The organism is Bradyrhizobium arachidis, assembly GCF_015291705.1.
GTDB classification, from domain to species: Bacteria; Pseudomonadota; Alphaproteobacteria; order Rhizobiales; family Xanthobacteraceae; genus Bradyrhizobium; species Bradyrhizobium arachidis.
Genome location: NZ_CP030050.1, coordinates 3,090,751 through 3,117,216, shown reverse-complemented (window position 1 = coordinate 3,117,216; position 26,466 = coordinate 3,090,751). Strand labels below are relative to the sequence as shown.

The window sequence follows — 26,466 nt, the reverse complement described above, 5'->3', positions numbered from 1 at the left end:
GTATTGATCCGGAATTGAACTTCAGCGGGAGTTGCTGCACCTATATGTGTACGCAAGCGCTTTGCGCGAGCGTTTCCTTGGCAGCAATCCGGCTTCGGCCGATTGTCTTTGCTCGGGCGTTTCCTCCCTAGACTTGGGCCGCTTGTCACAAACAAGCGGCTCTTCTTTTTTGCGGAGCTGTGGGTGCCAACTCCGGCCGTCATGCCCGGGCATCCACGTTCTTCATGCCGAGAAGCAAGACGCCGATAGCCGGGTCAAGCCAGGCCATGACGACGCGGTGAGATCAACGCATCAAGCTCAAGACTTCCTCAGCTGCCATGCGAGCTACTGGCGCATCATGATCTGATCCATCGGCGGCATGTTCTGGTTGAGATGCGACATGATCCAGACGGTGCCGCCAACCACCAGGAAGACGACCAGCAGCCCGAACGCCAGCGCCAGTACGTTGTTAGTGTTGTCCGGGCCCGTGGTGATGTGCAGGAAGAACACGAGATGCACGCCCATCTGCGCGATCGCGAGCACGATCAGCGCGACGGGGATCGAAGGCTGCCAGACAAGGTCGGTCCCCGCGATGAAGAACGACGTCGCCGTGAGCAGCAGCGCCAGGACGAGGCCGACGACATAGCCGAGGATCCGTTCGCCGACACTGTGTTGCTCTTCCTCGCCTGGTGCGAGGTCATGTTCGGCATGCATGTGCGTCTGATCGCTCATACGGCACTCCCGAGCAGGTAGACGACGGAGAAGACCCCGACCCAGATGATGTCGAGCGCGTGCCAGAACAGCGCAAAGCACATCATCCGCCGCAGGACGTCGGCGCGAAAGCCCTTGGCGAAGACCTGGGCCATCATGGTGAGCAGCCACAGGACACCGGCAGAGACATGCAGGCCGTGGCAACCGACCAGCGAGAAGAACGACGACAGGAAGGCGCTCCGTGACGGGCCGTAGCCGCGCGCAACGAGATCGGCGAATTCGCGGAATTCGATGACGAGGAAGATCAGGCCGAGCACACAGGTCACGGTCATGCCGAGGTAGAACCAGAACCGGTTGCGCACGTCGGCTGCAATGCTGGCCATGCCGCAGGTGAAGCTCGACAGCAGTAGGCAGACCGTCTCGATCGCGACATTCCGCTGTTCGAAGATCTCCGAGCCCTTCGGTCCGTCTGCGGTCTGATGGACAAGCACCGCATAGGCAGCGAAGAAGCAGGAGAACATCACGATATCGGAGAGCAGGAAGACCCAGAAGCCGTACGCGGTCACGATCCGCTTCGACGCGGGCCCGGGATGCTCGATGACAAGGCCGATGTGATGGGGATCGGCATGGGCGTGGCCGGCGGTCGCGGTCATCGACATCAGACTGCTCCCGCCATGCTGACGAGGCTGCGCCGCTCTTCGAGATTGACGCGGTCGATGCGGGCGACCTCGGCGGCCGGAATGACGTATTCATCATGGTCGCGCCAGGCGAACACGACGAAGGTCGCGAACGCACCGACACCACCCACCATCACCATCCACCAGATGTGCCAGATCAGCGCAAAGCCCATGATGGTGGCGAAGAAGGCGCAGACGAAACCGGTCGGCGAGTTCCGGGGCATCTCGATGTCCTGATATTCGGGCTCGTCGTGCTCGAGCGATTGCTGCTGGGCTTTGGCCTTCATGTCCCAATAGGCGTCCTCGCCGCGTACATCCGGATTGAAAGCGAAATTGAATACGGGCGGGGGCGACGAGGTCGCCCATTCCAGCGAGCGCCCGTCCCAGGGATCGCCGGTGCGGTCGCGCAGCGCCTCGCGGTTGCGGATGCTGACCACGAGCTGCATGATCTGGCAGATCACCCCGACGCTCAGCACGGCCATGCCGAACGCTGCCACGAACATCCATGGCCGCCACGCAGCGACATCGTAGTGCTGCAGCCGCCGCGTCATGCCCAGCATACCGGCGATGTAGAGCGGCATGAAGGTGACGTAGAATCCGACGAAGGTGAACCAGAACGCGGCCTTGCCCCAGCGCTCGTCGAGGCGGAAGCCGAACGCCTTCGGAAACCAGTATTCGAAGCCGGCGAAGGCGCCGAACAGCACGCCGCCGATGATGACGTTGTGGAAATGCGCCACCAGGAACATGCTGTTGTGGAGCATGAAGTCGGCCGGCGGCACCGCGACCAGCACGCCCGTGAGGCCACCGATGATGAAGGTGACCATGAAGCCGACCGCCCACAGCATCGGCGTCGCAAAGCGGATGCGGCCGCCATACATCGTGAACAGCCAGTTGTAGATCTTCACCCCCGTCGGCACCGCGATGATCATGCTGGCGATGCCGAAGATGGCGTTGACGTCGGGGCCCGCGCCCATCGTGAAGAAATGGTGCAGCCAGACCATGAAGGAGATGACGCAGATCGCCATGGTCGCGAGCACCATGGAGCGGTAGCCGAACAATGCCTTGCCGGAGAAGGTTGACACCACCTCGGAGAAGATGCCGAAGGCGGGGAGCACCAGGATGTAGACCTCCGGATGTCCCCAGGCCCAGATCAAATTCATGAACATCATGACGTTGCCACCGGCTTCATTGGTGAAGAAATGGAAGCCGAGGTAACGGTCGAGCAGCAGCATCGCGAGCGTGGCGGTGAGGATCGGGAACGCGGCGACGATCAGGAGGTTGGAGGCGAGCGTGGTCCAGCAGAACATCGGCATGCGCAGATAGTTCATGCCCTTCGTGCGCAGCTTCAGAACCGTCGTGACCAGATTGATGCCGGCCACCAGCGTGCCGACGCCCGAGATCTGGAGCGACCAGGCGTAATAATCGACGCCGACGCCCGGCGAATAGGACAGTCCCGACAGCGGAGGAAAGGCGAGCCAGCCGGTGCGCGCGAACTCGCCGATCACCAGCGAGAGATTGACCAGCAGCGCGCCGGTCGCCGTCAGCCAGAAGCCGACCGAATTGAGCGTCGGGAAGGCAACGTCGCGCACGCCGAGCTGGAGCGGCACGACGAGGTTCATCAGCCCGATCACGAACGGCATCGCGACGAAGAAGATCATGATGGTGCCGTGAGCCGAAAAGATCTGGTTGTAGTGCTCGGGCGGCAGATAACCCTGCGACTGGTAGGCGACTGCCTGCTGGATCCGCATCATGATGGCGTCGCTGCCGCCGCGTAGCAGCATCACGGACGCGAGCAGGATGTACATCACGCCGATGCGCTTGTGGTCGACGCTGGTGATCCATTCGTGCCAGAGATAGGGCAGATGTCCCCTCACCACGACCCAGGCCAGCACGCCCAGGATCGCCACCAGCACGACCCCGCCTGCGACGAGCGGAATGGGCTGATCGAACGGGATCGCCGACCAATCGAGCTTACCGAGCATCAAGGCCTCCACTGTGCGGCCGGCCGGCGCCGGACGCGAGCTCCGGTCCAGGCCCCGGCGGGATGTGCTGGGTCGAGATCAGGTCGAACAGGCGAGGATCATCGAGGCGATAAACCGGCCGGCCCCGCTCGATGCCCTGCTGCATCAGCTTCTTGTAGCTGTCCTCGTTCAGCACGGCGTCGGTCTTCGCGGTGTTCGCCACCCAATCAGGGAAAGCGAGCGGCGAGACCACGTTGACGTCGAACAGCATGTCGGGAAAGCCGTCACCGGAGAAATGCGCCGACAGGCCCTGGAGCTTGCCCTCATTGTCGGCGCGCAGGTTCAGCCGCGTCACCATGCCGTTCATGGTGTAGATCATGCTGCCGAGCTGCGGGATGAAGAACACGTTCATCACGCTCGACGAGGTCAGCTGGAAATTCAGCTCCGCACCGGCCGGCACCGTCAGCGTGTTGACGGTGGCGATGCGCTGGTCGGGATAGATGAACAGCCATTTCCAGTCGAGCGAGACGGCCTGGATCCGCAGCGGGCTGCCGGTGCCCGGCACGGGGGCGGCAGGATCGAGCTGATGCGAGCCGATCCAGGCGACGCCGCCGAGCAGGATGACGGTGAGCGCGGGGATCGCCCACACCACCATTTCGACGCGGCCGGAATAGACGAAGCCCGGCTGGAAGCGCGCTTTGGTATTGGAGGCGCGAAACCAGAACGCGAACGCCAGGATCGCGAAAATGGTTGGCACCACGATCACGAGCATGATGAAGACAGAATCGACCAAAATGGTGCTGTTGGCCGCAGCTACGGGCCCTTGTGGATCAAGCAGATTCATCGGCAAGCCACTGGCGGTTGGGAAGCCCCGAAGGAGAGCGTAACGCGAAAAGCTCCGTTGCAGCAAACGAAGTTGCATCGGGACAGTTCCACGACACACCGGTCGGCCGTACCGTGCGGCGGCATGCAATTCCATGCGATGTCAATGACATCGGAGCAGGACAGTCGGTCTTCTCACCTCCGCGCCGCATTGCTAACTTGCACGAAAAATATCGGGATGAAACGACATGCGGAGCCCTGAGGACAAAGCCGGCCTCGCCGGCAGGACGGCATTGATCAGCGGCGGCGGCGGCCGCGTTGCAGCAATTTGCTGGCCCGCGCCGGCGCAAAGGCGTCGTTCGCGGGTCGCGAGGTGACACTGTCCCCCGAACGCTAGTCACAAGAACATCAGAGGAAACACCGCAATGGCCCGCCTGCCCTATCTCGAGGCCGACCAGGTCGCGCCCGAATATCGCGACATGCTCAAGCGCAACACCAATCTGCACAAGCTGCTGGTCAACTCGCCAGAGATGGCGCGCGCATTCAACGGCATCGGCGGCTATATCCGCTTCACGAGCAAGCTCGATCCGCGCCTGCGCGAGCTTGCGATCCTCCAGGTCGGCTGGATGGAGAAGTCGGAATATGAATTCACCCACCACGTGAAGATCGGCAAGGAATTCGGCGTCACCGACGAGGACATTGCCGGCCTGATGGCCGAGACCGAAGGCAAGCCGTCGAAGCTGGAGCCGCTGGCGAAGGCGATCCTGAAGGGCGCACGCGAGATGGTGCGCGAGCTCGCGATGTCGGATGCGACCTTCGCCGCGATCAAGCAGCACCTGTCCGACGAGCACATGGTCGACCTCGTGCTGACCATCGCCTTCTATTGCGGCGTGGTGCGCGTGCTCGCCACCATGAAGATCGACAACGAGCCCTATTACAAAGAGGTACTCCAGCAGTACCCGATTCCGGGAGTGAATTGAGATGCGCTTGAAGGACAAGGTTGCGATCGTGGTCGGCGCCGGCCAGAGCCCCGGCGAAGGCATGGGCAATGGCCGCGCCACCGCGCTGACTTTCGCGCGCGAGGGTGCGAAGGTCTTGTGCGTCGACCACCATCTGGACTCGGCGCAGGAGACGGTTGCGATGATCGCCGCACAAGGCGGCACCGCCGCGGCCTGCAAGGCCGACGTGACCAAAGCTGCCGATATCAAGGCGATGGTGGCGGACGCGCAATCGCGCTGGGGCCGCATCGACGTGCTGCACAACAATGTCGGCGTCAGCCTCTCCGGCGGCGATGCCGAGCTGCTTCAAATCACCGAAGAGGCGTTCGACCGCGTCGTCGCCATCAATCTGAAGAGCTGCATTCTCGCCGCGAAGGAAGTGATCCCGATCATGCGCGCGCAGCGAAGCGGCGCCATCATCAACATCTCCTCCATGGCGGCGATCACGACCTATCCCTACGTCGCCTACAAGGCGACGAAGTCGGCGATGATCGCCTTCACCGAGCAGCTCGCCTACCAGAACGCCGAATACGGCATCCGCGCCAACGTCATCCTTCCCGGCCTGATGAACACGCCGATGGCGGTCGACACCCGCGCCCGCGAATGGCACAAGACCCGCGCCGAAGTCGAAGCCGAACGCGACAGCAAGGTGCCGCTGCGCAGGAAGATGGGCACGGGCTGGGACGTCGCGAACGCCGCGCTGTTCCTGGCGTCGGACGAAGCGAATTTCATCACGGGGGTGACGCTGCCGGTGGACGGCGGGGCGAGTGTGAGACGGGGGTAGGTCTCCTCCCCCTCTCCCCGCTTGCGGGGAGAGGCGAAGCGCGCGCTCAGCGCGAGTGCGTCACCCGCCAGATCGTGCCGTTGCCGTCCTCCGACACCAGCAGCGATCCATCCTTCGCGACCGTAACGCCGACCGGCCTGCCCCACACCTCCGTGTCGCTGACCACGAACCCCGTGACGAAATCCTCGTACTCGCCAGTCGGCTTGCCGTCCTTCATCCGGATGCGGATCACCTTGTAGCCGGTGCGCTTCGATCTGTTCCACGAACCGTGCTCGGCGGCGAAGGCATCGCCCTGATACTCGGACGGAAACTGCGTGCCCTGATAGAAGGTCATGCCGAGCGAGGCCGAGTGCGGCTGGATCAGCACGTCAGGCACCGTCACCTTGTCCTTGAGGTCCGGCCGCGCGCCGGCATGGCGCGGGTCTTCGTTGCCGCCGATATAGAACCACGGCCAGCCGTAGAACGCGCCCTCCTTCACGCTGGTCACGTAATCAGGCACGAGATCGTCGCCGAGACCGTCGCGCTCGTTGGTCGAGCACCAGGGCAAGCTGGTCTCCGGTTGGACCGCAAGGCCGACGCAATTGCGGATGCCCGTGGCATAGATCTTCCGATCCTTGCCATCAGGCGTGAAGGCCAGCACCGCGGCGCGCTCGAGCTCGCTCGCCCAGGCTGCGCCAAGCGGCCGCGCTTTCGCCCACGCCTGCATCCCGCCCGGCGGCGTGCCCATGCCCTCGGCGACGTTGCTGAGCGAGCCGACCGACACGAGCATGCGCTTGTTGTCGGGCGTGAAGACGACATCACGCGTGGAATGGCCGCCGTCATGCGGCAGGCTCGCCACGATCGTCTCCGCCTTGCCGCGCGCCTTGAGATCGCCGGCCTGATAGGGGAAGCGGATGACACTATCGGTGTTGGCGACGTAGACCCATTGCGGATTGTCGCCGTTCGGAAAGAAGGCGATGCCGAACGGCTGCCTCAGGCCGCTGACGAACACCTCGTTGGTCGCGAGCTTGCCGCCGTCGCCGCTACGCAGCACGCGAACGGCGCCGGCCCGCGTCTCCGCGACGAAGACGTCGCCATTCGGTGCGACCCTGATGATGCGTGGCGCACGCAAACCGTCCGCGAGTAACTCGATCTTGAAACCGGCCGGCACCTGGGGCGCGGCTTCCGACGGGCGCGACGCCACACGAGCCGAACTCGCAAACGAGCGCGTGGCACCGGGCCGCACCAGATCCTCCGGCCGGATCAACCGGACTGTACCGGGCTTGTCGGCCCGCCAATCGCCGTAGGCATCCTTGCCTTGCAGTACCGGCTCGGCCTGCGCAGCGGTCGCAACCACGACCGCAGTCATCGCGATGGAAATCCTGTTTCTCACCTCGGTCTTCCTCCCGGCCTGCACGTCTCGGCATCAACGCCGTTCAACTCGCAAACGTTCTGCGGCAGATCCAACGCCTGCCGAATCCCACGTCACGTCCTGCCCGCACGATGTGCATCAGCTATGACCTAGCATACTGGAAAATAGCACGGATCGGTGCGACACATTGTAGGGGTTGAGCCGCCGGTTGCGGTCATCAAAGCTGCGGCATCGGCGCCGCAATTGACGGGACGATCATGTGGGGATCCATCATATCGGAATGGGCGAGCCTGCTGCTTCGCTGGCTGCACGTGGTCGCCGCGATCGCCTGGATCGGCAGCTCATTCTATTTCATCGCGCTCGATCTCAGCCTCAGGCCGAAGGGCGACCTGCCCGGCGGCGTACAGGGCGAGGCCTGGCAGGTCCATGGCGGCGGCTTCTACCGGATCATGAAATATCTGGTGGCGCCGAGCCAGATGCCGGACGAGCTGACCTGGTTCAAATGGGAGGCCTACACCACCTGGCTGTCCGGCTTCGCGCTGATGGTGGTGGTGTATTATCTCGATGCCGATCTGTTCCTGGTCGACAAGTCGATCCTCGATCTCTCGCCATTCCAGGCCGGCCTGTTCAGCCTCGGCAGTCTTACTCTCGCATGGCTGCTTTACGAGACCGCGTGTCGCACCGGGCTGGCACAGCGCGAGCTGCCCTTCGCCATCGGCGGCTATCTGTTCCTGGTCGCGCTGACCTACGCTTTCACCCATGTATTGAGCGGCCGTGGCGCCTTCAACCAGATCGGCGCGATCATCGGCACCATCATGGTTGCCAACGTCTTCGCCCTGATCATCCCGAACCAGAAGAAGATCGTAGCGGCGCTCATCGCGGGACACGCGCCCGACCCGAAGCTCGGCAAGGCGAGCAAGGAGCGCTCGGTCCACAACAACTATCTGACGCTCCCCGTGGTCGTGCTGATGATCAGCAACCACTATCCCCTGCTCTACGCCACGCGCTTCAACTGGATCATCGTCGCGATCGTGCTGGCGCTCGGCCCCGTGATCCGCCACTTCTTCAACGAGCGCCATGCCGGGCGAAAATCGCCGTGGTGGGTGTGGGGCGTTGCGGCAGCCGGCGCGATCGCGATTTGCCTCCTTTCTGCGGCCGGCCCGCGCGAGGTGAAGACGAGCGCGCTACAGGCGCAGCCCACGTTCGCCAATGTCGAGGAGATCGTGATGTCCCGTTGCAGCATGTGCCATGCGGCCGAACCGGTCTGGGCCGGCATCGTGACCGCGCCGAAGGGCATTCTGCTCGACGCGCCCGAGCACATCCATCGCAACATCCGCCTGATCGGTCGTGTCGCGGCCTGGTCCAACGCGATGCCGCCGGGCAACATCACCGAGATGACCGGCGAGGAGCGCGCCATCCTCGCCGCCTATCTCGAGCAGGCGCGCTGACGTCGGGCCCGCCTTTGGCGGAATGAAATTCCGCATCTGCCGCCGATTTGAAAATGACTTGACCGCCCATCCGGCGTAGACATGTCTCGTGGCCGCTGCAGCGGCCGAAATCAGCTTGCATGCGGGGAAAGAATAGTGGCCCTCAAGAACGTCATCGGTATCGACCACGCCGTGGTCATGGTGAAAGACCTCGACAAGGCCGCCGAGAACTACCGGCAGCTCGGCTTCACCGTATCGCCGCGCGGCACCCACAGCGCGCATATGGGCACCGGCAACTACACCATCATGTTCGACCCCGATTACATGGAGCTGCTCGGCGTCCTCGTGGCAACCGAGCACAATGCGCCGGCGCGCGCCTTTGTCGACAAGCACGGCGAAGGCATCGAGCGCATCGCCTTCACCGCGGTCGACTCCGCCGCCGGCGCCGAGGAGATCCGCGCGCGCGGCTTAGAGCCGATCGGCCCGACCGATTTCGAACGGCCGGTGACGCTACCCGATGGCACGGTCTCGGCGGCGAAATTCCGGACCTTCATGTGGCCGACCGCGGAGGCGCCGGGCGGCGTGCGCATCTTCGCCTGCCAGCACAAGACCCGCGAGACGGTGTGGATCCCTGAATTGATGAAGCACGCCAATGCGGCCAGGCGGATCAAACAGACGCTGATCGCAACGGCGGAGCCGGCGAAGGAGGCCGCGCATCTCGCGCGTCTGATCGACCGCGAGCCGAAGGCGGAAACCGATGGTGCTGTGAAGGTACCCTCCGGCGGCGATCGTGCCGACTTCGTCTATCTGACCTTGGAGCAGCTCGGCCAACGCTATCCGGGCGTGCCGCTCGCGGGCCTCTCCGAGCGCGGCGGTGCGGCGCTCGTTCTCGTCAGCGGCGATCTCGCGGCGACGGAAAAGGCGCTGGGCTCGGCGTCAGTGCGCAGCGGGGCCGCGATCTGCGTGCCCCCGGCCAAGGCCAACGGCACCCTGCTCGCCTTCGTTGCCGGCTGATTTGAACTAATTCTTTAACAAGCGTTTACCGGGCAGGCCTTAGGATTTCCGGGCCTTTCACGCCGCCCCGGGTCAAGCGCATGTTCAAAGAGGAATCGCCGATCGCCTATGACGCGCCGGCCGAACTGAAGAAGTGGCCGTCGCTGAAGGGCGAGCGGCAGAAGGACAGAGGGCCGCCCTATCTCGTCTACAACGGCACGCTCGCCGAATGCGTCCGCGAGCTGATGGGCAAACCCATCAAGGGCATCTCGCTCTACGACATCATGACGAGACCGCAAGCGGCGTTCGACCAGACCGTGCTGTCGCCCGGCGATGCCGCCGAGATCGCGATGCGCAAGGACTTTCCCAAGACGTAGCCCCGCGCTACCGGTTGCACACCGCACTTGCCCGTGGTTCCCGGTTCTGCGGCGGGAACACCCGTACTAACACCGAGCCTCCAGCGGAATCGCAGCTTCGCCGCAATTGCGGTTAATGAAGTCCTCGTTGCCGGCGCACATGCCGGTCGTTCCCCCACAGTTCGAGGACTCTTACCGAGATGCGATTTCTCGTCGCGGCTTGCGCTGCGTTCCTGATCGTGATGTGCGACGTCGGCTCGACGACGTCCCGGCAAGCGGACAACACCGACAACGCCCTTCTCAAATCCGATCGCGGGCCCTCTCTGGTTCCCCTCGTCGAGCTCTTCCTTTCCAGCGTGCAGGCCATTGAGCTCGCGAATGCGCGCGCCGCCTATGAGGAGACGATCGCGCCGGCGCGCACGGTCGAAACCGTCGCTCCCGCCCCGCTTTCGCCGACTGAAAAATTCTGCCACGCGCTGCGCGAGGCCGCGGAGGCCAGCGGAATTCCGGTGCCCTTCTTCGCGCGCCTGATCTGGCAGGAGAGCCGCTTCAAATCCAACGAGGTCAGCCAGGCCGGCGCGCAAGGCGTTGCGCAATTCATGCCGGACACGGCCGCCGAGGTCGGGCTCGACGATCCCTTCGATCCGATGAAGGCGCTGCCCGCATCGGCGAAATTCCTGGGCAAGCTGCGCGACGATTTCGGCAATCTCGGTCTTGCCGCAGCCGCCTATAACGCCGGACCCGGCCGCATCCAGAAATGGCTCGCGAAGGAAAGCGAGCTGCCGCGCGAGACGCGCGACTATGTCCGCATCATCACCGGCACCAGCGCCGAAGACTGGACCGCGCGCGCCGAAGCGCTTGCGATCCGGATCGACCTGCCGCGTGAAGCACCTTGTGAAGGCATCGGCAGTCTTTCCAAGACCAGGGATGTCGCCTGGGTTCCGGTGAACCTCACGCCCTCGGTCGCCACCATCATGCGCAAGGCCGAGCAACTGGCAGCGCGTTTGACCGCCAACCGCGCGCGCAAGCGGCTCGCCTTGGTGATCCGGAAGACCACCAAGGCGCGCAGCATGATCGCGGCGCGCGCGGCCGGCAGGAGCGCCAAGGCCCGCGCCATCCGCCTTGCCGCGCGCGAAAGGTCTTCAGGCTGATGCGCGGACTGGAAACCGTTCGCCGGAGCGGCGTTGAACGACGTTGAGAGGCCTGTTCAGATTTCTCCGGGCCGTGACGCGATGAGGAACCAGCGATGCCAACGAGAAGCGCCGGGATCGTCGCCTATCGCATGCGATCGGAGCTCGAGGTTCTGCTGGTCCATCCCGGCGGCCCGTTCTGGCGCAACAAGGATCTCGGCGCCTGGTCGATCCCGAAGGGCGAATATGAAGACGGGCAAGATGCCGAGGAAGCTGCGCGGCGCGAATTCGCCGAGGAGCTTGGCGTGGAGGTGGCCGAGCCCCTCACTGCGCTGGGCGAGGTGAAGCAGCGCGGCGGCAAGATCGTCACCGCCTTCGCCATCGAGCTCGATGTCGATACGCACACTATCCGCAGCAACACGTTCGAGATCGAATGGCCGCCGCGCAGCGGCAAGCGGCAGGCGTTTCCCGAGATCGACCGCGCGGCGTTCTTCACGCTCGAGGAAGCGGCCGAGAAGATGAATGAGGGCCAGCGTCCGCTGCTGGAGCGGCTGGTGCGACTGGTCGGCGGCTCGGACTAGCTCGCCGCGGTGCGCTCCTCACCCGGCCGTCTCACTCCGCCTTGATGTTCGCGGCCGCGACGACCTCGGCGAGCTCCTTCGTCTCCTTCGCAATCTTGGCGGCATAGTCGGCCGGGCTCAGCACGCTGACGACGCCTTGCGTCTCCAGCCGCTCCTGCAACACCGGATCCTTGGCGGCGGCGACGATCTCACGGTGCAACGTCTCGAGGATCGGCGCGGGCGTCGCCTTCGGCATGAAGAAGCCGACCCAGAACGAGATGTCGAAGCCGGGATAGCCGGCTTCCGCGACGGTCGGCACGTCAGGCAGCGACGGCAGCCGCTCGGCGGAGGACACCGCAAGCGCGCGCAGCTTGCCGGCCTTCACCAGCGGCACCGCGGAGAGCGGATCGAACACGGCGAGCACCTCCTGCGCGAGGATGCCGACCTCGGACGCCGCCCCACCGCGATAGGGCACGTGGATCAGCTTGATGCCGGCTTTCTGACTCAGCAGCTCCATGGCGAGATGGGCGAGGTTGCCGTTGCCGCCCGAGCCGTAAGCGAGCGCGCCGGGCGCGGCCTTTGCGGCTGCGACGAGATCGGCGACGGTGTTGATGTTCGCCGTCTTGGGATTCTCCGGATTGACCACCAGCACCAGCGGCGCCGAGACGACGGTGGTGAGCGGCGCGAAATCGCCTATCGGATCGTAGCGGGCCTCCTTGAACAGCGTCTTGTTGAGGGTGATGGTGGACGAGTTGCAGGCAAGGATCGTGTAGCCGTCCGCATCCGCGCGCGCCACGCCCTCGGCTGCGATCATGCCGTTGGCGCCGGCGCGGTTCTCGACCACGAAGGGCTGTCCGAGCTTGTTGCCGAGGCGGTCGGCGACGATGCGCGCGACGACATCGACCGGGCCGCCGGCGCTGAAGCCGACCATGATCTTGGCCGGATGCGTCGGATATTTTTGCGCGAACGCCTGTGAAGACAGCGAGGCGCAGAGCGCGGCGATGAGCGCCAGCAGGCGAAGCGTTCGTTGCATTGGTTCTCTCCCCGACCTCGGCGCCTCTGATTGTTGTTGATGCGGCGCGTCGCCAACCATGAATAGCGGTCGCGCCGATTTCCGCAATCGCGTTTCCACGCCGGCATTCCGCCGCGCGGCAGGCGAGAGCCTGCTATCCAGACAAAACCGCGAAAACAACCCCATGCACAGTAGGCGGCGCCCGTCAGAACCGGGGCCCGCGCAAGACGATTTCGCGTATCCCGAAAATGCGTTTGACACGTCGGGCAAAACAGGTGCAGAATGGCATCATCGCGACAATCGCCGGAGCCGGCACCACGCCCGATCATGGGCGGCTCGACCTGGCGCGCGTAAACCCCTGAGCGACATCTCAAATCTCAACCGCCGCGCAACAGGCGCGCGATCGGCCTCGCGCTCCGCGAGCCCTCGCGCCTGTGCGGGCAAAGGACACCTTGCATGACGACATCCCCGACGAGCACCCAGACGATGCCCATCGCCGCGGACGACCGCGCCGCGACCATCGCAAGCCCGAAAGTCAAACTCCGCCGCAGGCGCATCGTGATCGACCATCCCGATCCGAGCGCCGGCGAAAAGCTGCTGGCGGATGCGCTCGGCGCCGTCGACCGCGACGCGCTGCATGGTCTCTTGAGCCAGTTGGCGAAAGCCAGCGTGGTTGCACGCAAACCGGACCAGGGCAATCTTGCCTTCATGGTCTCGATGCTGAAGAGCATCGCGGCAAAGGACTCGTTCGAAGCCATGCTGGCGGCGCAGATGGTGAGCGTCCACGTCGCGTCGATGCGCAGCGCCTGCCGTCTCGCCTGCACCGACGACGTGTCGCAGCAGGAGAGCCTCACGCGCGCACTGACCCGGCTGGCGCGCACCTTCGCAGCCCAGGTCGAGGCCTTGAACCGTCACCGCAGCAGCGGCGCGTGTGCGATCACGGTGCAGAATTTGTCGGTGCAGGATGGCGGCAGGGCCGTCGTCGGCAATCTCACACAACATGCGAACTTGATCGCTGCGCAGCCGGGCCTAGTGGACGCGGCGGCCGTCGGCGCATGAGTCATGCGCGCAACACAGCCCCGATGCGAACGAGCCCGCGTTGCGGGGCGCAAACGCGCGACGGCGACACCTGCCGCGCACCGGCGCTGCGCGGCCGGCCTCGCTGCCGCATGCACGGCGGCGCGGCGGGATCCGGAGCGCCCTTTGGAAACAGTAATGCCGTCAAGCACGGCTTTTTCACCAGCGAAGCCATTGAGGAGCGAGAGCTTGTTCGCACCGTGCTGAGGGAAGCAGAGAGACTGCTCCGCCAACTGCCCTCGGGATTCAAAGCCATCCGCAATTTTGGCGACACGGAACCCGAACACCCAACCGGGAACGGATCCGCCGCTGCGCACTTAACATATGATAAGTCAGTGAGGTGCAACCATGGGCCAATCAAAGCCGATCCGCCCGACCGCGATCGTCGTCGAGGACGATGACATTCAGCGCGAAATGCTCGCGCTGCTGCTCGAGGAAAGCAATTTCGACGTCTTGCAATGCGAGGACGCCGAAACCGCGGCGCTGGCACTGAAAGCGAAGCACCCTGCCCTGATCGTCACCGACATCAACCTGGTCGGAAAGATGGATGGCGTCGATCTTGCGCACTACGCACAGCAGCAACACGCCAATGTGCGGATCATCGTGATCTCGGGCCGTCCGCTGCCGCGGCCCCTGCCAGACGGCGCGAAATTCTTCACCAAGCCCATCTACCCGACGGCGCTGCTCGCGGAGGCGGCGCGCCGATAGCTGCGCTTTGTTGCAGTCAGAGGAAGGCGCTATCTCCGGCCCCCGCCGGCCGCAAGCAATCGCATGTGAAGACGAACGTGGCGAGAAGCTTACCCGCGGTGCATCCTTCGAGACGCCCGCCTTCGGCGGGCCCTCAGGATGAGGCCGGAGTCCGTAGCAGCGTTTCGACGGGCAAAGCTCGTCAGTCCGACGCCGTCTTGGCCGAGACATCGTGGCTGGTGCGGTGGCCCTCGCCATTGTCCAAATGATAGAGCGCGGTCGCACCGCCCGCCAGGACAAGCACGATGACAAGGATGGCAATGACGTTCTTTATGCTCACGGACGCCTCCTCCAGGTGACGAGATCAAGTGACGCGATGATGCCAGTCAATCGAGCGTTCTCAGGCGGAGTTCCGTGAATTTTCGATGACGCCGGCGGCGCGATCAGTCGCGAGATCTTCGCGATTCGAAATGTCCGTTGCAGGCCGGAACTTCTCGCGGTGGCGCCACTTTGAATGGGCAACGGACACACGCCGATGAACGCCGAAACGGAACTCAAATTCCGCCTTGCGCCGCGAAAGCTGTCATCCGTCTTGCGCGCCGCTAATTCGAACGGACGGCGTGGCGACCGGTCGGAGCAGGCGCTGTTGTCGACCTATTACGACACGGGCAAGCAGAAGCTCAGGCGACATGGTCTCACGCTCCGCGTCCGCAAGGTTGGCGATCGCTACGTGCAGACCGTGAAGGCGGGCGGCTCCGGAACCGTGACCCGCGGCGAATGGGAACATGAGGTCGCAGGCGCAAAGCCCGACTTCAAGAAGATCAAGAACACGCCTCTCGACGACCTCGCGTCCAAGAAACTTCCGCGCAAGCTGCGGCCGGTGTTTCAGACCGAGGTTCATCGTACGACCGAGGCAAGGCGGGTGCGAAAGAGCCAGATCGAGCTCGCCGTCGACCGCGGCCACGTCGCTGCCGGGCGGCACTCGCGGCCGGTTGCCGAGCTCGAGCTGGAATTGAAGTCCGGACAGGTCGCCGATCTGTTCCGACTGGCGCGCAATCTCGAACGCAAGACGGGCGCCGAGCTCGATCTGCGATCGAAAGCCGAGCGAGGCTTTCAACTCGTCACGGGACACGGCGCAGGCGCGCAGCACGCCGAACCGATCGCGCTGAAAGGCGAGCTCTCGCCGCGCAATGCCTTCGGCGTGATCGCGCATTCGACGCTGCGCCAGATCACGGCGAATGCCGATCCGGTGCGGGACATGGATTCGGAAGGTGTCCACCAGATGCGCGTCGGCCTGCGGCGCTTGCGGGCCGCGATCTCGCTGTTCTCCGACATCCTGCCGCGCGCCGGCACTGAGCGGATCAAGGCCGAGCTCAAATGGCTCACGGGCGAGCTGGCGTCGGCGCGCGAGATCGACGTATTCCTCAAGGAAAGCATTCAGCCGATCGCCGATCAGGGCGTGCCGAAGCGCGGCGCTCGCGCGATCGCCAAGAAGTTTTCCGCGGAACGAAGCGAAGCCTTCGCACGCGCCCGCGAGGCGGTCGGGTCGGCCCGCTACCGCCGCCTGCTGATCGGCGTGATCGAGTGGATCGAGACCGGGCAGTCCCGCGCCGGCGACGACCGGTCGATTGCCACCTATGCCGCGGCATTGCTCGACCGGCGGATCAAGAAGGTACGCAAGCAAGGCAAGCATCTGGACGATCTCGACCCGACGCAGCGCCACAAGCTGCGGATCAAGGTCAAGAAGATCCGCTACGCCGTCGACTTCTTTGGGAGTCTCTACAGCGATCGCGACCGCAAGCAGCTCACCAGCCTCTCCGGCAGCCTGAAGCAGATTCAATCCGCGCTGGGATCGCTCAACGACTTCATGGCGCATCGCGAGCTGGCGACCGAGGCGGCGCTGGCGGCGCCGCCGGCGAACCGCCGCGCCCAGGCGTTCGCATCGGGATTCATCGTCGGCCGCGAGCGCGAGGCGGCGAACGGTTTGATGAAGGACGCCGCAAAAGAACTGCATCGACTGCACCGGCTGCGCGTCGCGCCGGGCAAGTGAACGGGGGAGAACCGGCATGTCATGGGTCGGCAGTTGGCGAAACCAGTTCGGCTCCATCCTGCGCATCATCAGTGATGCGGAGGGACGCATCGAGGGCACGTTCGAGACCGCGCTGGAAGACAGCGGGTTCTATGGGCAGACGGTGCAGGTCACCGGATTTCATCGCGGCAATTGCATCGGCTTTGCCGCCGTCGGCTCGTCGGCGGCAGGCGACCGCGTCGTGACCTACGCGGGCTTGTTGCGTCGCGGGAAGATGGAGACCGCCTGGTTCGTGGTCGCCGACCAGGCGCTGGGCGCCGCCAGCGAAGGCGAGCCCGCCAAGCTCAAGCCGCTGAACTGGTGGCGCGCCGTGACAACCAATGTCGACACGTTCGAGCGGACGTAGCGTAAGGCGTGCGCCCGTCAACGCCGCCGTAGCCACCGAACCATCACTGCGCCGCCAAGACCCTGGATTTCTTCCGGTCGATCGTCTCGACGACGTCGAGATCGTCGTCGTCCGCAATGCCGTCGTCCTGGCGATCGCCGTCTGCGTGACGCGTCGGGCTCAGCCACTGCGAGACACGGTCGAGATAGAGATAAACGACCGGAGTGGTGAACAGCGTCAGGACCTGGCTGACCAGGAGGCCGCCGACCATGGCGTAGCCGAGCGGCTGACGGAGCTCCGAGCCGGTGCCGTGGCCCAGCATCAGCGGCACGCCGCCGAGCACGGCCGCCATCGTGGTCATCAGGATGGGTCGGAAGCGCAAGAGGCAGGCCCGGCGAATGGCTTCGACCGGCGACAGGCCCTGATCCCGCTCCGCCACGATCGCAAAGTCGACCAGCATGATGCCGTTCTTCTTGACGATGCCGATCAGCAGGACGAGGCCGATGAGACCGATCAGGCTGAAGTCGAAGTGGAAGATGAGGAGCGTCGCCAGCGCGCCGACGCCGGCGGACGGCAGGGTCGACAGGATCGTCAGCGGGTGGATGTAGCTTTCGTAGAGCACGCCGAGGATGAGGTAGACCACGATCAGCGCCGCCACGATCAGCAGCGGCACCGAGGACAGCGACTGCTGGAACGCCTGCGCCGTTCCGGCAAATGTGGAGGTGATGGCGGCGGGCAGGTTCATCTGCCGCTCGATCGCGTCGATCGCCTGCGTCGCCTGGCCGAGCGCGACGTTGGGCGCGAGGTTGAAGGAGATCGTCACCGCCGGGAATTGGCCCTGGTGGTTGATGGCGAGCGGGCGCACCGGCGCCGTGGTCCATTTGGTGAAGGCCGACAGCGGCACCTCGCCGCCCGTCGTCGGGGAATGCAGATAGATTTGCTCCAGCGTGGACGGGTTCTTCTGCAGCGAGGGCAGCACTTCGAGGACGACGTAATAGGTGGACAATTGGGTGAAATAGGTCGCGATCTCCCGCTGACCGAAGGCATCATACAGGGTCGCGTCGATCACGTCGGGCGTGACTCCGAAACGCGCGGCCTGATTGCGGTCGATCGACAGTGTCAGCGTCGTGCCGGACGTCTGCTGGTCGGACGCGACGTCGCGCAGCTCGGGCATCTCCTTCATCTTCGCGAGCAGCTTCGGGGCCCATGCGTTGAGCTGGTCGATGTCGGTCGACTGAAGTGTGAACTGGAACTGCGTTCGCGACGCGCGGCCCCCGACTCGCACGTCCTGCGCCGATTGAAGATAGAGCCGCGCGCCCTGAACCTTCGCGGTCTGGCCCTGCAGGCGCCGGATGACCTGGTCGGCCGAGGCGGTGCGCTCATCGCGCGGCTTCAACGTGATGTACATGGTGCCGTCATTGAGCGTATTGCCGCTGCCGCCCATCCGCATCGCCATGTGGTCGATCGCGGGGTCCTTCAGCACGATCGCGCCGATCTCCTGCATGTGCCTCGACATGTCGGCGATCGACACGTCCTGCGACGTCTCGACGATGCCGGTGATCAGCCCGGTATCCTGCTGCGGGAAGAACCCCTTGGGAATGATAACGAACAGATAGACCGTCAGCGCGATGGTCGCGAAGAACACCATCAAGGTGGCGAAGCGGAAGCGCAGCACGAGGTCGAGGCCGCGCTCGTAGCCGTCCACGAGGCCCTGGAACATGCGCTCACTGAGCATGTAGAGCCTGCCGTGATGCTCCTCGTCGTGCGATTTCAGGAAGCGCGAGGCCATCATCGGCGTCAAGGTCAGCGACACCAGGGCCGAAACGGCGATCGTCATCGCCAGCGTCACCGAGAACTCGCGGAACAGGCGGCCGATGATGCCGCTCATCAGCAACAGCGGAATCAGGACCGCGATCAGCGAAACCGAGATCGAGATGATCGTGAAGCCGATCTCGCCGGCGCCCTTGAACGCGGCGGCCATCGGACTCTCGCCCTCCTCGATGTAGCGGGTGATGTTCTCCAGCATCACGATGGCGTCGTCGACCACGAAGCCGACCGCGATAGTGAGCGCCATCAGGGAGAGATTGTCCAGGCTATAGCCGGCCATCCACATCAGCGCGCAGGCGCCGAGCAGCGCGAGCGGCACCGTGATCGATGGAATGATGGTGGCCCAGACGCTGCGCAGGAAGACGAAGATCACCATCACGACGAGGCCGATCGTCAGCGCCAACGTGAACTGCACGTCCTTCACCGCGGCGCGGATCGTCTGGGTGCGGTCCGACAGCACCGAGACCTTGATCGCCGGCGAGATGCCCGCCTGCAGATGCGGCAGCTGCTTCATGACGCTGTCGACGGTGTCGATGACGTTGGCGCCGGGCTGCTTGAAGATCACCAGGAAGACGCCGGGCTTGCCGTCAACCCAGCCGTACTGGGTGTTGTCCAGCGGCGCGCTGACGGCATGGCCGATATCGCCGACACGGACGGGACTGCCGTTGCGGTAGGCGATGACGATGTCGTTCCAGGCGTCGGCCTTGGTGAACTGGTCGTTGGCATAGACGGTGTAGGTGCGGGTGTCGCCGTTGAGGGTGCCCTTGGGATTGTTGACCGTGATCACCGACAGCGGGGCGCGCACGTCCTCCAGCGACAGGCCCTTGGCGACCAGCTTGGCGGGATCGATCTGGACGCGGATCGACGGGGCCTGCTGTCCACCGACACTGACCTGGCCGACGCCGCTTATGTGGCTGATGGCCTGCGCGAGCTTGGTGTAGGTCTCGTCGGACACCTGCGTCATCGGCAGCGTCGACGACGTGGCGCCGAGCGTGAGAATGGGCGAGTCGGCCGGGTTGACCTTCCGGTAGGTCGGCGGAGTCGGCATGTTCTTGGGCAATTGCCCGCTCGCCGCATTGATGGCGGCGAGCACGTCGGAGCCGGCACCGTCAATATTGCGAGAGAGGTCGAACTGCAGAACGATCTGGGTCGAGCTGGTCTGGCTCTGCGACGTCATCTCCGAGACGCCGGGAATGAGGGCGAATTGCGATTCGAGCGGCTGCGCCACCGAGGATGCCATCGTCTCGGGGTCGGCGCCGGGAAGATTGGCGGAGACCTGGATGGTGGGAAAGTCCACCTCCGGCAGCGGCGCCACCGGCAATCGCGGATAGGCGATGATGCCGACGAAGACGATGCCGACCATCAGCAGCGACGTCGCGATGGGGAGGCGAATGAAGGGAGCCGAGATGCCGCCAGCCATGTCAGTCAGCCGATCCGGTCTTGGTTCCACTGTTGGCCTGCGCGGCGGCGGCGCTGGCGACCTGCGGCTTCTCGTCAACCAGCGCGCCGTCGAACAGGCGCGACTGCCCGGCGACCACGATCCTGTCTCCGACCTTCAGGCCCTCGGAGACCACCGCGTTTGCATCGCCGCTCTGGCTGACCTTGATCGGCCGCGCGCTGACCTTGCCATTGTCGCCGATGACGTAGGCGAACAGGCCTGACGGCCCGTGCTGCACGCCGTCCTGCGGCACGACGATGACGTCTTTGCGCGTGTCGATCAGCATCCGCGTGGTGACTGACAGACCCGGCCACAGCGCATTGTCCTTGTTGTCGAAGCGCGCCTTCAGGCTGATGGTCCCGGTGGCCTGGTTCACGGAATTGTCCATGATCACCAGCTTGCCTTGCGACAGCGTCCTGGTTCCGTCCGAGCTCCGCGCTTCCACCGGCACCTCGCCGGAATCATAGGCCTTGTCGATCGCCTGCAATTGCTCCTCGGGCTCGGTGAACTGCACCGCAATCGGCTGCAGCTGGGCGATGGTGACGATCCCCGTGGTATCGGCGGCATGCACGATGTTGCCGGGATCGACCAGGCGGAAGCCGGTTCGTCCGCTGATCGGCGCCTTGATCGAGGTGTAGCCGAGATTGGTCTGCGCGTTGTCGATGGCGGCCTGGTCGCCCTTGATCTGCGCGATCATCTGATCGACCAGCGCCTGCTGGGCATCGAGATTCTGCTGGGTCTCGAACTGCTGCTTCGCGAGCTTCTGGAAGCGCTCCAGGTTCAACTGGTCGTTCTTCAGATTGGCCTCGTCCTGGGCCTTCTTCGCGACCGCCTGCTCGAGCGCCGCGATGAAGGGGCGCTGGTCGATCTCCAGCAGCGGGTCGCCCTCCTTCACCATCTGGCCCTGCCTGAAGAACACCTTGGTGATCTGACCGTCGACGCGGCTCCTCACCGTCACCGTCTTGAACGGCGAGACGACTCCGAGACCATAGGTGTACACGGGAAAGTCGGCCGTCTTCACTGCGAATGAGGTGACGGGGACCTTCGCCGCTGCTTGACTGGAAGCGCTCTGCGCGGCCGCCTCGACGGGCTTGACGCTGCCGATGAGTTCATACCAGGCACCACAGGCAATCGCGCCTGCCGCGGCGACTCCAAATATCGTGAGGCCGAGTTTCGGTCGCCTGATCATGTCAATGGCCATCCAGTTGCCTGCGGCTGCCTTCCGGTGAATTTGCCGCGTGGACGTGAACACACTGTTGGAAGCGAAGTATCGGGGACAGGTTCGCGGCGTCAAAATAACGATCGCGTGCGGCAATCTGTACAATTCGTCATGTTCACGCGTCTGCAAACGCAATTGCTCGAAGCGGCGGATCGATCGGCAGAGAAGCAACAAACAGAAACGAGATGGACGAATGTTAAGGATCGCCGCGACATCACGCTGAATTGCAACGGCGCACAGGAATTTAACGAACGCTCGCTGCAAGCGGGCCTTATCGTCGGCGTGTTGATGGCAACACCAACTGTCAGTCGAGGCGCATGATGAGGGCCAATCAGCACAACCTCGGGGGAAAGATCATACCGTTTCGAAAGCCATCGTCAGACCGGAGAGCTCTGCCTGACGATGGACGGTCCGAGACGATCCTGCGCATGCTCGACCTCTCGAAGTTCGAGCAGGACCGTCACGCTGCCGGACGCGGCCCAGGGATGCGCTCGAACATCGCGGCCATGATTCTGCTCGGGCTCCTCGTCCTCGTTGCGACAGAAGACTTCTCCAGGCTCGAGCAATCGAACCTGTGCCTGCAGAGCTCGGAGTGCAGGAATTGAACAGGGAAGCTCCGGAAGGCACTAACATCGCGTGCCGGACCTGCTTTCCCACCATTGGCATCCTCTCCGCGATCGTGTAACCCGGCCAAAACCCTTGCCGGGACGGGACGCTGATGACTGCGGTTGCGACGGATGAAGCGGGACATGGCACCCGCGCGCTGATCTTTGCGCTGCTTGCGCTCGCCTGCGGGCACATGCTCTCGACCTTGCTGCGCACCATCCCGGCGGTCAGCCTCGATCTGATGGCGGCGGATTTTCATATCGAGCCGCAGGCGCTGGCGAGCCTCACCTCGGTCTATCCCTTCGCCTTCGCTGCCGCGCAGATCCCGGTCGGCGCGGCGATGGACCGGTTCGGCGTGCGGCCGGTGTCGCTGAGCCTGCTCGCGGGAACCGTGGTCGGCGCCATCGCGTCGGGCTTTGCGACGGGACCTGCGAGCTTTGCCTTCGGGCAGGTGCTGCTCGGCGTCGCGACCTCGGGCATGCTGATGTGCCCGATGACGCTCGCCGCGAAGCAATTGTCGGCGGCGCGGTTCGGGCTGTGGTCGGGCGCGATCCTCTCGATCGGCAATATCGGCATGCTGCTGTCGTCGAGCCCGCTCGCCTTCGTGGTCGACAATTACGGCTGGCGCGCCGGGTTCTGGATCTCCGCGCTCGATGGTATCGCGGTCGCGCTCGCGGTGTTCCTGCTGGTGCCGAGCCAGCCGGCCGAGCACAAGGACGATTCCTCGCCGCTGTCGCAGATGATCGAGGTGCTCAGGCTCGGCTTCTCGCGGCCCCTGCGCGGCCTGATCGCGCTGGCGCTGGTATCGCTGGCGACCTCGCTGGTGCTGCGCGGGCTGTGGGGCGGGCCGTGGCTGATGGACGTCAAGGGGCTGACGCGGGTCGAGGCGGGCAACCAGCTCGGCGCGTTCACGCTGGCGATGATCGCGGGGCCGCTGTGCATCGGCATGATCGACCGCAGGCTCGGCCGCCGCCGCGCGCTGGTGGCCGGCTCGCATATGGCCGGGGCGCTGCTGCTGACGCTGTTGGCGCTCGGGGCACCGCATTATCCGGTCTCCGCGCTGCTGGGCCTGCCGGTGATGCCGCCGCAATACGATCTCGTGCTGTTCGTGCTCGTCGGGCTTGCGACCTCGGCGCAGCCGCTGCTGTTCGGCATGTCCAGGCAGCTGGTCGATGCGCAAACCGCAGGCAAGGCGCTCGCGGCCGTGAACCTCGCCTTCTTCCTCGGCGCAGCGCTGATGCAGTCGGTCACCGGCGCCGTCGCGGCGCTGGCCGGGCTGCCGGCGGTGCTGCTGTTCATGGCTGCAATGCTGGCATTCGGCGTGCTGATCTTCTTGGCTTACACCTCGCCCAGCCCATAGGATGGCCGGCACCGTTCGCCAAAGGAATCAAACATGCCCGTCGACCACCAAGCCGCCACCGATCGCCTCATGCGCTTCCTCGCCGTCGAGGGCGTCACCGGACAGGAGGCGGCGATCGGGCGTGAGCTCACCGCCGCGCTGAAGGAGGCCGGCGTGCCCGCGAAGGCGATCCGGCTCGACGATGCCAACACCCGCATTCCCGTGCCGACCGAGACCGGCAACCTCATCGTCGACCTGCCCGGCCGCGGCGCGCTGCACAACCAGCCGCGCATCATGTTCATGACCCATATGGACACGGTGCCGCTCTGCGCCGGGGCCAAGCCCAAGAAATCCGGCCGCAAGATCGTCAACGAGGCCAAGACCGCGCTCGGCGGCGACAACCGCTGCGGCTGCGGCGTGCTGGTGACGCTGGCGGCCGAGCTTGCCAAGCAGAAGCTCGACCATCCGCCGATCACGCTGCTGTTCTGTGTGCGCGAGGAGAGCGGGCTCTATGGCGCGCGCCACGTCAAGCTGGAGGAGCTCGGCAAGCCCACGATGGCGTTCAACTATGACGGCGGCGCCGCCTCCAATGTCGTGATCGGCGCGGTCGGCGCCGATCGCTGGACCGTCGAGATCATGGGCCGCGCCTCGCATGCCGGCGTTGCGCCCGAGCGCGGCATCTCCTCGACCATGATCATGGCGCTGGCGCTTGCCGAGGTGAAGGCCGGCGGCTGGTTCGGCAAGGTGGTGAAGGGCAAGCGTCAAGGCACCAGCAATGTCGGCCCCGTCACCGGCGGCGAGGGCCGCCCCGCGGGCGATGCCACCAACGTCGTCACCGACTACGTCCATGTGCGCGGCGAAAGCCGCAGCCATGACGGAAAGTTCTTCAAGGAGATCACGAAAGCCTACAAGGCCGCGTTCGAGAAGGCGGCCAAGAAGGTGACGAATGCACAAGGCAAGTCCGGCAAGGTCAAGTTCAAGGCCGAGACCGATTATTATCCGTTCCGCATGAAGGAGAACCTCCCCGTGGTGAAACGCGCGATCGAGGCGGTGTCCGCGGTCGGCGGCACGCCGAACGTCCGCGCCGCCAATGGCGGCCTGGACGCCAACTGGATGGTCCGCCACGGCGTTCCGACCGTGACGTTTGGCGCAGGCCAGAACGAGGCGCACACCATCGACGAGTGGATCAATCTCGACGAATACGACCGCGCATGTGCGCTTGCCGTGCAGCTCGCGACGATGCGGTGATTGGCGTGGTTCGGGTCGCGCTCGCGGGATTTGCGCTGCTGGCGCTCGTGGGCGCGGCTCGCGCGGAAGAGGATAACAGCGCCTTGCTGGTTGATCTCTTCGCAAAGATCTGCGCGCCCAAGCCATCTCGGCCAAGCCAGGTCGAGCGCACCGCAACGGGTCTGGGTTTTGCCAGTGACGGCGGCCCGATCACGGCCGAGATGGAGCGTGGGGCAAAAATCGACCTTCTCTACTCGGCGAAGCTGCTCAGGCGGGACGAGAGGCTCGGCAGCATGACGGCCTATTTCGCAGGACCTGACGATGGTCCGAGCGTGACCTGCACGGTGTCGGCCGTCGGCGTCTCGGCCGATGCGCTGCCCGGGCTGATCGAGACATCATTGAAGGCCCGTGAGCGGACCGACAAGCCGTCCAACGACGACAATCATCGTCTGGCGAGCTGGCGTGTCGGCGCCGGCAGCGGCGACGCGCTCGATATGTCGGTGTGGCGAACCTCGCCGCACCGCGCCTCGATCAGCATCAATTATTACGCCACCAAGCGGTAAGCGGGATCGCCTGCGCCTTTTACGCGTTGCAGTGCGTAGGATGGGTAGAGCGTAGCGAAACCCATCGCTACTTGCGAAGATGAGGTTGATGGGTTTCGCTTCGCTCTACCCATCCTACGAAGAAGAAAAAACAGGGAGACTACATGCCACGTATCGCAAATCTCGAATCCGCCCTCTACCGGATCCCCCTGCCCGTCACGCTGTCCGACTCCACGCATGGCGAGATCGCGGCGTTCGAGCTGATCACCTGCCGAGTGCGCGATGCCGATGGCGCCGAGGGCGTCGGCTACACCTACACCGTGGGCCGCAATGGCGGGGCTGTCGCCGACATCCTCAAGCGGGAGATTCCGCCGCTGGTCGAGGGGCATGAGGCCGACGACACCGAGGCGATCTGGCACCACGTCTGGTGGGGCCTGCATTATGGCGGCCGCGGCGGACCGGCGGTGCTGGCGCTGTCCGCGCTCGACATCGCGCTGTGGGACCTGAAGGCGCGGCGCGCGAAGCTGCCGCTGTACCAGTTGCTCGGCGGCTTCGATGCGCACGTGCCCTGCTATGCCGGCGGCATCGATCTCGATCTCTCCGTCGAGGCGCTGCTCAAGCAGACCGACGGCAACCTCGCCAAAGGTTTTCGCGCCATCAAGATGAAGGTCGGCCGGCCCGATCTCAAATCCGACGTCGCGCGCGTCTCCGTGATGCGACAGCATCTCGGCGACGGCTTTCCGCTGATGGCGGACGCCAACATGAAGTGGACGGTCGAGGAAGCGATCCGCGCCGCCCGCGCTTTCGTTCCCTACGATCTCACCTGGCTCGAGGAGCCGATCATTCCCGACGACGTCGCGGGCCATGCCCGCATCCTGCAGGCCGGCGGCGTGCCGATCGCGGCGGGCGAAAATCTGCGCTCGCTGTGGGAGTTCAAGAACTACATCGTCGCGGGCGCGGTGTCCTATCCCGAGCCCGACGTCACCAATTGCGGCGGCGTCAGCGCGTTCATGAAGATCGCGCGGCTGGCGGAAGCCTTCAACCTGCCCGTGACCAGCCACGGTGCGCATGACATCACCGTGCATTTGCTCGCGGCCTGCCCGAACCGGTCGTATCTGGAGGCGCATGGCTTCGGGCTGGACAAGTATATCGAGCACCCGCTGGTGCTTCAGGACGGCAAGGCGCTGGCGCCGGACCGTCCGGGCCACGGCATCCGTTTTGACTGGACGGGGCTGGCGAAGCTGGCGGCGTAGGGCGTGAGGTCGTCATGGCCGGGCTTGACCCGGCCATCCACGTTCTTTGGCTCTGCAAGGCAAGACGTGGATGGCC

27 protein-coding genes are annotated in these 26,466 nt (G+C 64.8%); 18 read left to right on the top strand and 9 right to left on the bottom strand.

The features are described 5' to 3' along the window. Positions 1 to 324: 324 nt before the first annotated feature. Genes cyoD through WN72_RS14425 form a run of 4 tightly spaced genes read right to left on the bottom strand, consistent with a single transcriptional unit; the run spans position 325 to position 4,121 of the window. Positions 325 to 711 (bottom strand): cytochrome o ubiquinol oxidase subunit IV, encoded by a 387-nt coding sequence (cyoD, locus tag WN72_RS14440; RefSeq protein ID WP_027558406.1) that lies wholly within the window; start codon positions 709 to 711, stop codon positions 325 to 327. Then, on the bottom strand, positions 708 to 1,349 hold the full coding sequence (locus tag WN72_RS14435) for a cytochrome (ubi)quinol oxidase subunit III (protein ID WP_027558405.1): 642 nt from the start codon (positions 1,347 to 1,349) through the stop codon (positions 708 to 710). The genes cyoD and WN72_RS14435 overlap by 4 nt, the downstream gene beginning before the upstream one ends. After that, positions 1,349 to 3,349 carry a cytochrome o ubiquinol oxidase subunit I gene (cyoB, locus tag WN72_RS14430; protein WP_092214964.1) on the bottom strand — a complete coding sequence of 667 codons (2,001 nt, stop codon included), beginning with the start codon at positions 3,347 to 3,349 and terminating at the stop codon, positions 1,349 to 1,351. Before cyoB ends, WN72_RS14435 begins: the two co-directional genes overlap by 1 nt. Next, positions 3,339 to 4,121 (bottom strand): cytochrome ubiquinol oxidase subunit II family protein, encoded by a 783-nt coding sequence (locus tag WN72_RS14425; protein WP_231164303.1) that lies wholly within the window; start codon positions 4,119 to 4,121, stop codon positions 3,339 to 3,341. Before WN72_RS14425 ends, cyoB begins: the two co-directional genes overlap by 11 nt. A gap of 454 nt (positions 4,122 to 4,575) precedes the next feature. Here WN72_RS14425 and WN72_RS14420 point away from each other — a divergent pair, with 454 nt between their 5' ends. After that, positions 4,576 to 5,130, top strand: a complete 555-nt coding sequence (locus tag WN72_RS14420) for a carboxymuconolactone decarboxylase family protein (RefSeq protein ID WP_027558402.1) — start codon at positions 4,576 to 4,578, stop codon at positions 5,128 to 5,130. A 1-nt stretch (position 5,131) separates the two neighbouring features. Further along, complete coding sequence (locus tag WN72_RS14415) at positions 5,132 to 5,932, top strand: SDR family NAD(P)-dependent oxidoreductase (protein ID WP_092214663.1); 801 nt, start codon at positions 5,132 to 5,134, stop codon at positions 5,930 to 5,932. A gap of 46 nt (positions 5,933 to 5,978) precedes the next feature. On the opposite strand, the gene WN72_RS14410 is transcribed toward WN72_RS14415, so the two are convergent. Continuing rightward, positions 5,979 to 7,304: a PQQ-dependent sugar dehydrogenase gene (locus WN72_RS14410; RefSeq protein ID WP_092214961.1), complete on the bottom strand. Its 1,326-nt coding sequence runs from the start codon at positions 7,302 to 7,304 to the stop codon at positions 5,979 to 5,981. 236 nt (positions 7,305 to 7,540) lie between these two features. On the opposite strand from WN72_RS14410, the gene WN72_RS14405 reads away from it, so the two are divergent. The 5 genes from WN72_RS14405 (at position 7,541) to WN72_RS14385 (ending at position 11,770) form a co-directional block, all read left to right on the top strand. Next, the gene (locus tag WN72_RS14405; protein ID WP_092214660.1) at positions 7,541 to 8,731 is read left to right on the top strand and encodes a urate hydroxylase PuuD; all 1,191 of its coding nucleotides are present in this window, start codon (positions 7,541 to 7,543) and stop codon (positions 8,729 to 8,731) included. Positions 8,732 to 8,866: 135 nt separating this feature from the next. Further along, positions 8,867 to 9,724, top strand: coding sequence for a VOC family protein (locus tag WN72_RS14400; protein ID WP_092214658.1), 858 nt, complete (start codon positions 8,867 to 8,869; stop codon positions 9,722 to 9,724). 80 nt (positions 9,725 to 9,804) lie between these two features. After that, positions 9,805 to 10,080, top strand: coding sequence for a hypothetical protein (locus WN72_RS14395; RefSeq protein WP_027558397.1), 276 nt, complete (start codon positions 9,805 to 9,807; stop codon positions 10,078 to 10,080). 179 nt (positions 10,081 to 10,259) lie between these two features. Beyond that, a complete protein-coding gene (locus WN72_RS14390) occupies positions 10,260 to 11,210 on the top strand; it encodes a lytic transglycosylase domain-containing protein (RefSeq protein ID WP_092214656.1) in 951 nt (316 codons plus the stop codon). Positions 11,211 to 11,305: 95 nt separating this feature from the next. After that, positions 11,306 to 11,770, top strand: a complete 465-nt coding sequence (locus WN72_RS14385; protein ID WP_092214654.1) for an NUDIX hydrolase — start codon at positions 11,306 to 11,308, stop codon at positions 11,768 to 11,770. Between the two features lie 31 nt (positions 11,771 to 11,801). Here WN72_RS14385 and WN72_RS14380 read toward each other — a convergent pair whose 3' ends face one another. Beyond that, positions 11,802 to 12,782: a Bug family tripartite tricarboxylate transporter substrate binding protein gene (locus WN72_RS14380; protein ID WP_027558394.1), complete on the bottom strand. Its 981-nt coding sequence runs from the start codon at positions 12,780 to 12,782 to the stop codon at positions 11,802 to 11,804. A gap of 435 nt (positions 12,783 to 13,217) precedes the next feature. On the opposite strand from WN72_RS14380, the gene WN72_RS14375 reads away from it, so the two are divergent. The 3 genes from WN72_RS14375 to WN72_RS14370 are packed head-to-tail and all read left to right on the top strand — an operon-like array spanning position 13,218 to position 14,546. Continuing rightward, positions 13,218 to 13,820 (top strand): hypothetical protein, encoded by a 603-nt coding sequence (locus WN72_RS14375; protein ID WP_027558393.1) that lies wholly within the window; start codon positions 13,218 to 13,220, stop codon positions 13,818 to 13,820. Continuing rightward, complete coding sequence (locus tag WN72_RS47515; RefSeq protein ID WP_347337468.1) at positions 13,817 to 14,239, top strand: HGGxSTG domain-containing protein; 423 nt, start codon at positions 13,817 to 13,819, stop codon at positions 14,237 to 14,239. The genes WN72_RS14375 and WN72_RS47515 overlap by 4 nt, the downstream gene beginning before the upstream one ends. Then, a complete protein-coding gene (locus tag WN72_RS14370) occupies positions 14,187 to 14,546 on the top strand; it encodes a response regulator (RefSeq protein WP_027558392.1) in 360 nt (119 codons plus the stop codon). Before WN72_RS47515 ends, WN72_RS14370 begins: the two co-directional genes overlap by 53 nt. A 181-nt stretch (positions 14,547 to 14,727) precedes the next feature. On the opposite strand, the gene WN72_RS14365 is transcribed toward WN72_RS14370, so the two are convergent. Next, positions 14,728 to 14,865 carry a hypothetical protein gene (locus tag WN72_RS14365; protein WP_156950874.1) on the bottom strand — a complete coding sequence of 46 codons (138 nt, stop codon included), beginning with the start codon at positions 14,863 to 14,865 and terminating at the stop codon, positions 14,728 to 14,730. Positions 14,866 to 15,060: 195 nt separating this feature from the next. Between WN72_RS14365 and WN72_RS14360 the strand changes: the two genes are divergently transcribed. Then, positions 15,061 to 16,575: a CYTH and CHAD domain-containing protein gene (locus WN72_RS14360; protein WP_092214958.1), complete on the top strand. Its 1,515-nt coding sequence runs from the start codon at positions 15,061 to 15,063 to the stop codon at positions 16,573 to 16,575. Between the two features lie 16 nt (positions 16,576 to 16,591). Continuing rightward, positions 16,592 to 16,960, top strand: a complete 369-nt coding sequence (locus tag WN72_RS14355) for an avidin/streptavidin family protein (protein ID WP_027558390.1) — start codon at positions 16,592 to 16,594, stop codon at positions 16,958 to 16,960. 43 nt (positions 16,961 to 17,003) lie between these two features. On the opposite strand, the gene WN72_RS14350 is transcribed toward WN72_RS14355, so the two are convergent. Both WN72_RS14350 and WN72_RS14345 read right to left on the bottom strand, forming a co-directional pair. Beyond that, on the bottom strand, positions 17,004 to 20,186 hold the full coding sequence (locus tag WN72_RS14350; RefSeq protein ID WP_092214652.1) for an efflux RND transporter permease subunit: 3,183 nt from the start codon (positions 20,184 to 20,186) through the stop codon (positions 17,004 to 17,006). A gap of 1 nt (position 20,187) precedes the next feature. Continuing rightward, positions 20,188 to 21,393, bottom strand: a complete 1,206-nt coding sequence (locus WN72_RS14345) for an efflux RND transporter periplasmic adaptor subunit (RefSeq protein ID WP_092214650.1) — start codon at positions 21,391 to 21,393, stop codon at positions 20,188 to 20,190. 141 nt (positions 21,394 to 21,534) lie between these two features. Here WN72_RS14345 and WN72_RS14340 point away from each other — a divergent pair, with 141 nt between their 5' ends. The 6 genes from WN72_RS14340 to WN72_RS14315 all read left to right on the top strand — a co-directional run bounded on the left by WN72_RS14340 (position 21,535) and on the right by WN72_RS14315 (position 26,390). Continuing rightward, positions 21,535 to 21,744 (top strand): hypothetical protein, encoded by a 210-nt coding sequence (locus WN72_RS14340; RefSeq protein ID WP_141262963.1) that lies wholly within the window; start codon positions 21,535 to 21,537, stop codon positions 21,742 to 21,744. A gap of 107 nt (positions 21,745 to 21,851) precedes the next feature. Continuing rightward, positions 21,852 to 22,028 (top strand): hypothetical protein, encoded by a 177-nt coding sequence (locus tag WN72_RS14335; RefSeq protein WP_156950875.1) that lies wholly within the window; start codon positions 21,852 to 21,854, stop codon positions 22,026 to 22,028. Between the two features lie 113 nt (positions 22,029 to 22,141). Then, entirely contained in the window at positions 22,142 to 23,389 is a 1,248-nt protein-coding gene (locus WN72_RS14330) for an MFS transporter (protein WP_092214648.1), read from the top strand. Between the two features lie 33 nt (positions 23,390 to 23,422). After that, on the top strand, positions 23,423 to 24,616 hold the full coding sequence (locus WN72_RS14325; protein ID WP_092214646.1) for a M20/M25/M40 family metallo-hydrolase: 1,194 nt from the start codon (positions 23,423 to 23,425) through the stop codon (positions 24,614 to 24,616). Further along, positions 24,613 to 25,158, top strand: coding sequence for a hypothetical protein (locus WN72_RS14320; RefSeq protein WP_143130576.1), 546 nt, complete (start codon positions 24,613 to 24,615; stop codon positions 25,156 to 25,158). Before WN72_RS14325 ends, WN72_RS14320 begins: the two co-directional genes overlap by 4 nt. A gap of 143 nt (positions 25,159 to 25,301) precedes the next feature. Next, positions 25,302 to 26,390 (top strand): mandelate racemase/muconate lactonizing enzyme family protein, encoded by a 1,089-nt coding sequence (locus tag WN72_RS14315; protein ID WP_092214642.1) that lies wholly within the window; start codon positions 25,302 to 25,304, stop codon positions 26,388 to 26,390. Positions 26,391 to 26,466: the final 76 nt, after the last annotated feature.

Coding starts and splice junctions, on each gene's coding strand:
- cyoD (WP_027558406.1), bottom strand. CDS start 711: ATGAGCGATCAGACGCACATGCATGCCGAACATGACCTCGCACCAGGC.
- WN72_RS14435 (WP_027558405.1), bottom strand. CDS start 1,349: ATGTCGATGACCGCGACCGCCGGCCACGCCCATGCCGATCCCCATCAC.
- cyoB (WP_092214964.1), bottom strand. CDS start 3,349: ATGCTCGGTAAGCTCGATTGGTCGGCGATCCCGTTCGATCAGCCCATT.
- WN72_RS14420 (WP_027558402.1), top strand. CDS start 4,576: ATGGCCCGCCTGCCCTATCTCGAGGCCGACCAGGTCGCGCCCGAATAT.
- WN72_RS14415 (WP_092214663.1), top strand. CDS start 5,132: ATGCGCTTGAAGGACAAGGTTGCGATCGTGGTCGGCGCCGGCCAGAGC.
- WN72_RS14405 (WP_092214660.1), top strand. CDS start 7,541: ATGTGGGGATCCATCATATCGGAATGGGCGAGCCTGCTGCTTCGCTGG.
- WN72_RS14395 (WP_027558397.1), top strand. CDS start 9,805: ATGTTCAAAGAGGAATCGCCGATCGCCTATGACGCGCCGGCCGAACTG.
- WN72_RS14390 (WP_092214656.1), top strand. CDS start 10,260: ATGCGATTTCTCGTCGCGGCTTGCGCTGCGTTCCTGATCGTGATGTGC.
- WN72_RS14385 (WP_092214654.1), top strand. CDS start 11,306: ATGCCAACGAGAAGCGCCGGGATCGTCGCCTATCGCATGCGATCGGAG.
- WN72_RS14380 (WP_027558394.1), bottom strand. CDS start 12,782: ATGCAACGAACGCTTCGCCTGCTGGCGCTCATCGCCGCGCTCTGCGCC.
- WN72_RS14375 (WP_027558393.1), top strand. CDS start 13,218: ATGACGACATCCCCGACGAGCACCCAGACGATGCCCATCGCCGCGGAC.
- WN72_RS47515 (WP_347337468.1), top strand. CDS start 13,817: ATGAGTCATGCGCGCAACACAGCCCCGATGCGAACGAGCCCGCGTTGC.
- WN72_RS14370 (WP_027558392.1), top strand. CDS start 14,187: ATGGGCCAATCAAAGCCGATCCGCCCGACCGCGATCGTCGTCGAGGAC.
- WN72_RS14360 (WP_092214958.1), top strand. CDS start 15,061: ATGAACGCCGAAACGGAACTCAAATTCCGCCTTGCGCCGCGAAAGCTG.
- WN72_RS14355 (WP_027558390.1), top strand. CDS start 16,592: ATGTCATGGGTCGGCAGTTGGCGAAACCAGTTCGGCTCCATCCTGCGC.
- WN72_RS14350 (WP_092214652.1), bottom strand. CDS start 20,186: ATGGCTGGCGGCATCTCGGCTCCCTTCATTCGCCTCCCCATCGCGACG.
- WN72_RS14345 (WP_092214650.1), bottom strand. CDS start 21,393: ATGATCAGGCGACCGAAACTCGGCCTCACGATATTTGGAGTCGCCGCG.
- WN72_RS14340 (WP_141262963.1), top strand. CDS start 21,535: ATGTTCACGCGTCTGCAAACGCAATTGCTCGAAGCGGCGGATCGATCG.
- WN72_RS14335 (WP_156950875.1), top strand. CDS start 21,852: ATGCTCGACCTCTCGAAGTTCGAGCAGGACCGTCACGCTGCCGGACGC.
- WN72_RS14330 (WP_092214648.1), top strand. CDS start 22,142: ATGACTGCGGTTGCGACGGATGAAGCGGGACATGGCACCCGCGCGCTG.
- WN72_RS14325 (WP_092214646.1), top strand. CDS start 23,423: ATGCCCGTCGACCACCAAGCCGCCACCGATCGCCTCATGCGCTTCCTC.
- WN72_RS14315 (WP_092214642.1), top strand. CDS start 25,302: ATGCCACGTATCGCAAATCTCGAATCCGCCCTCTACCGGATCCCCCTG.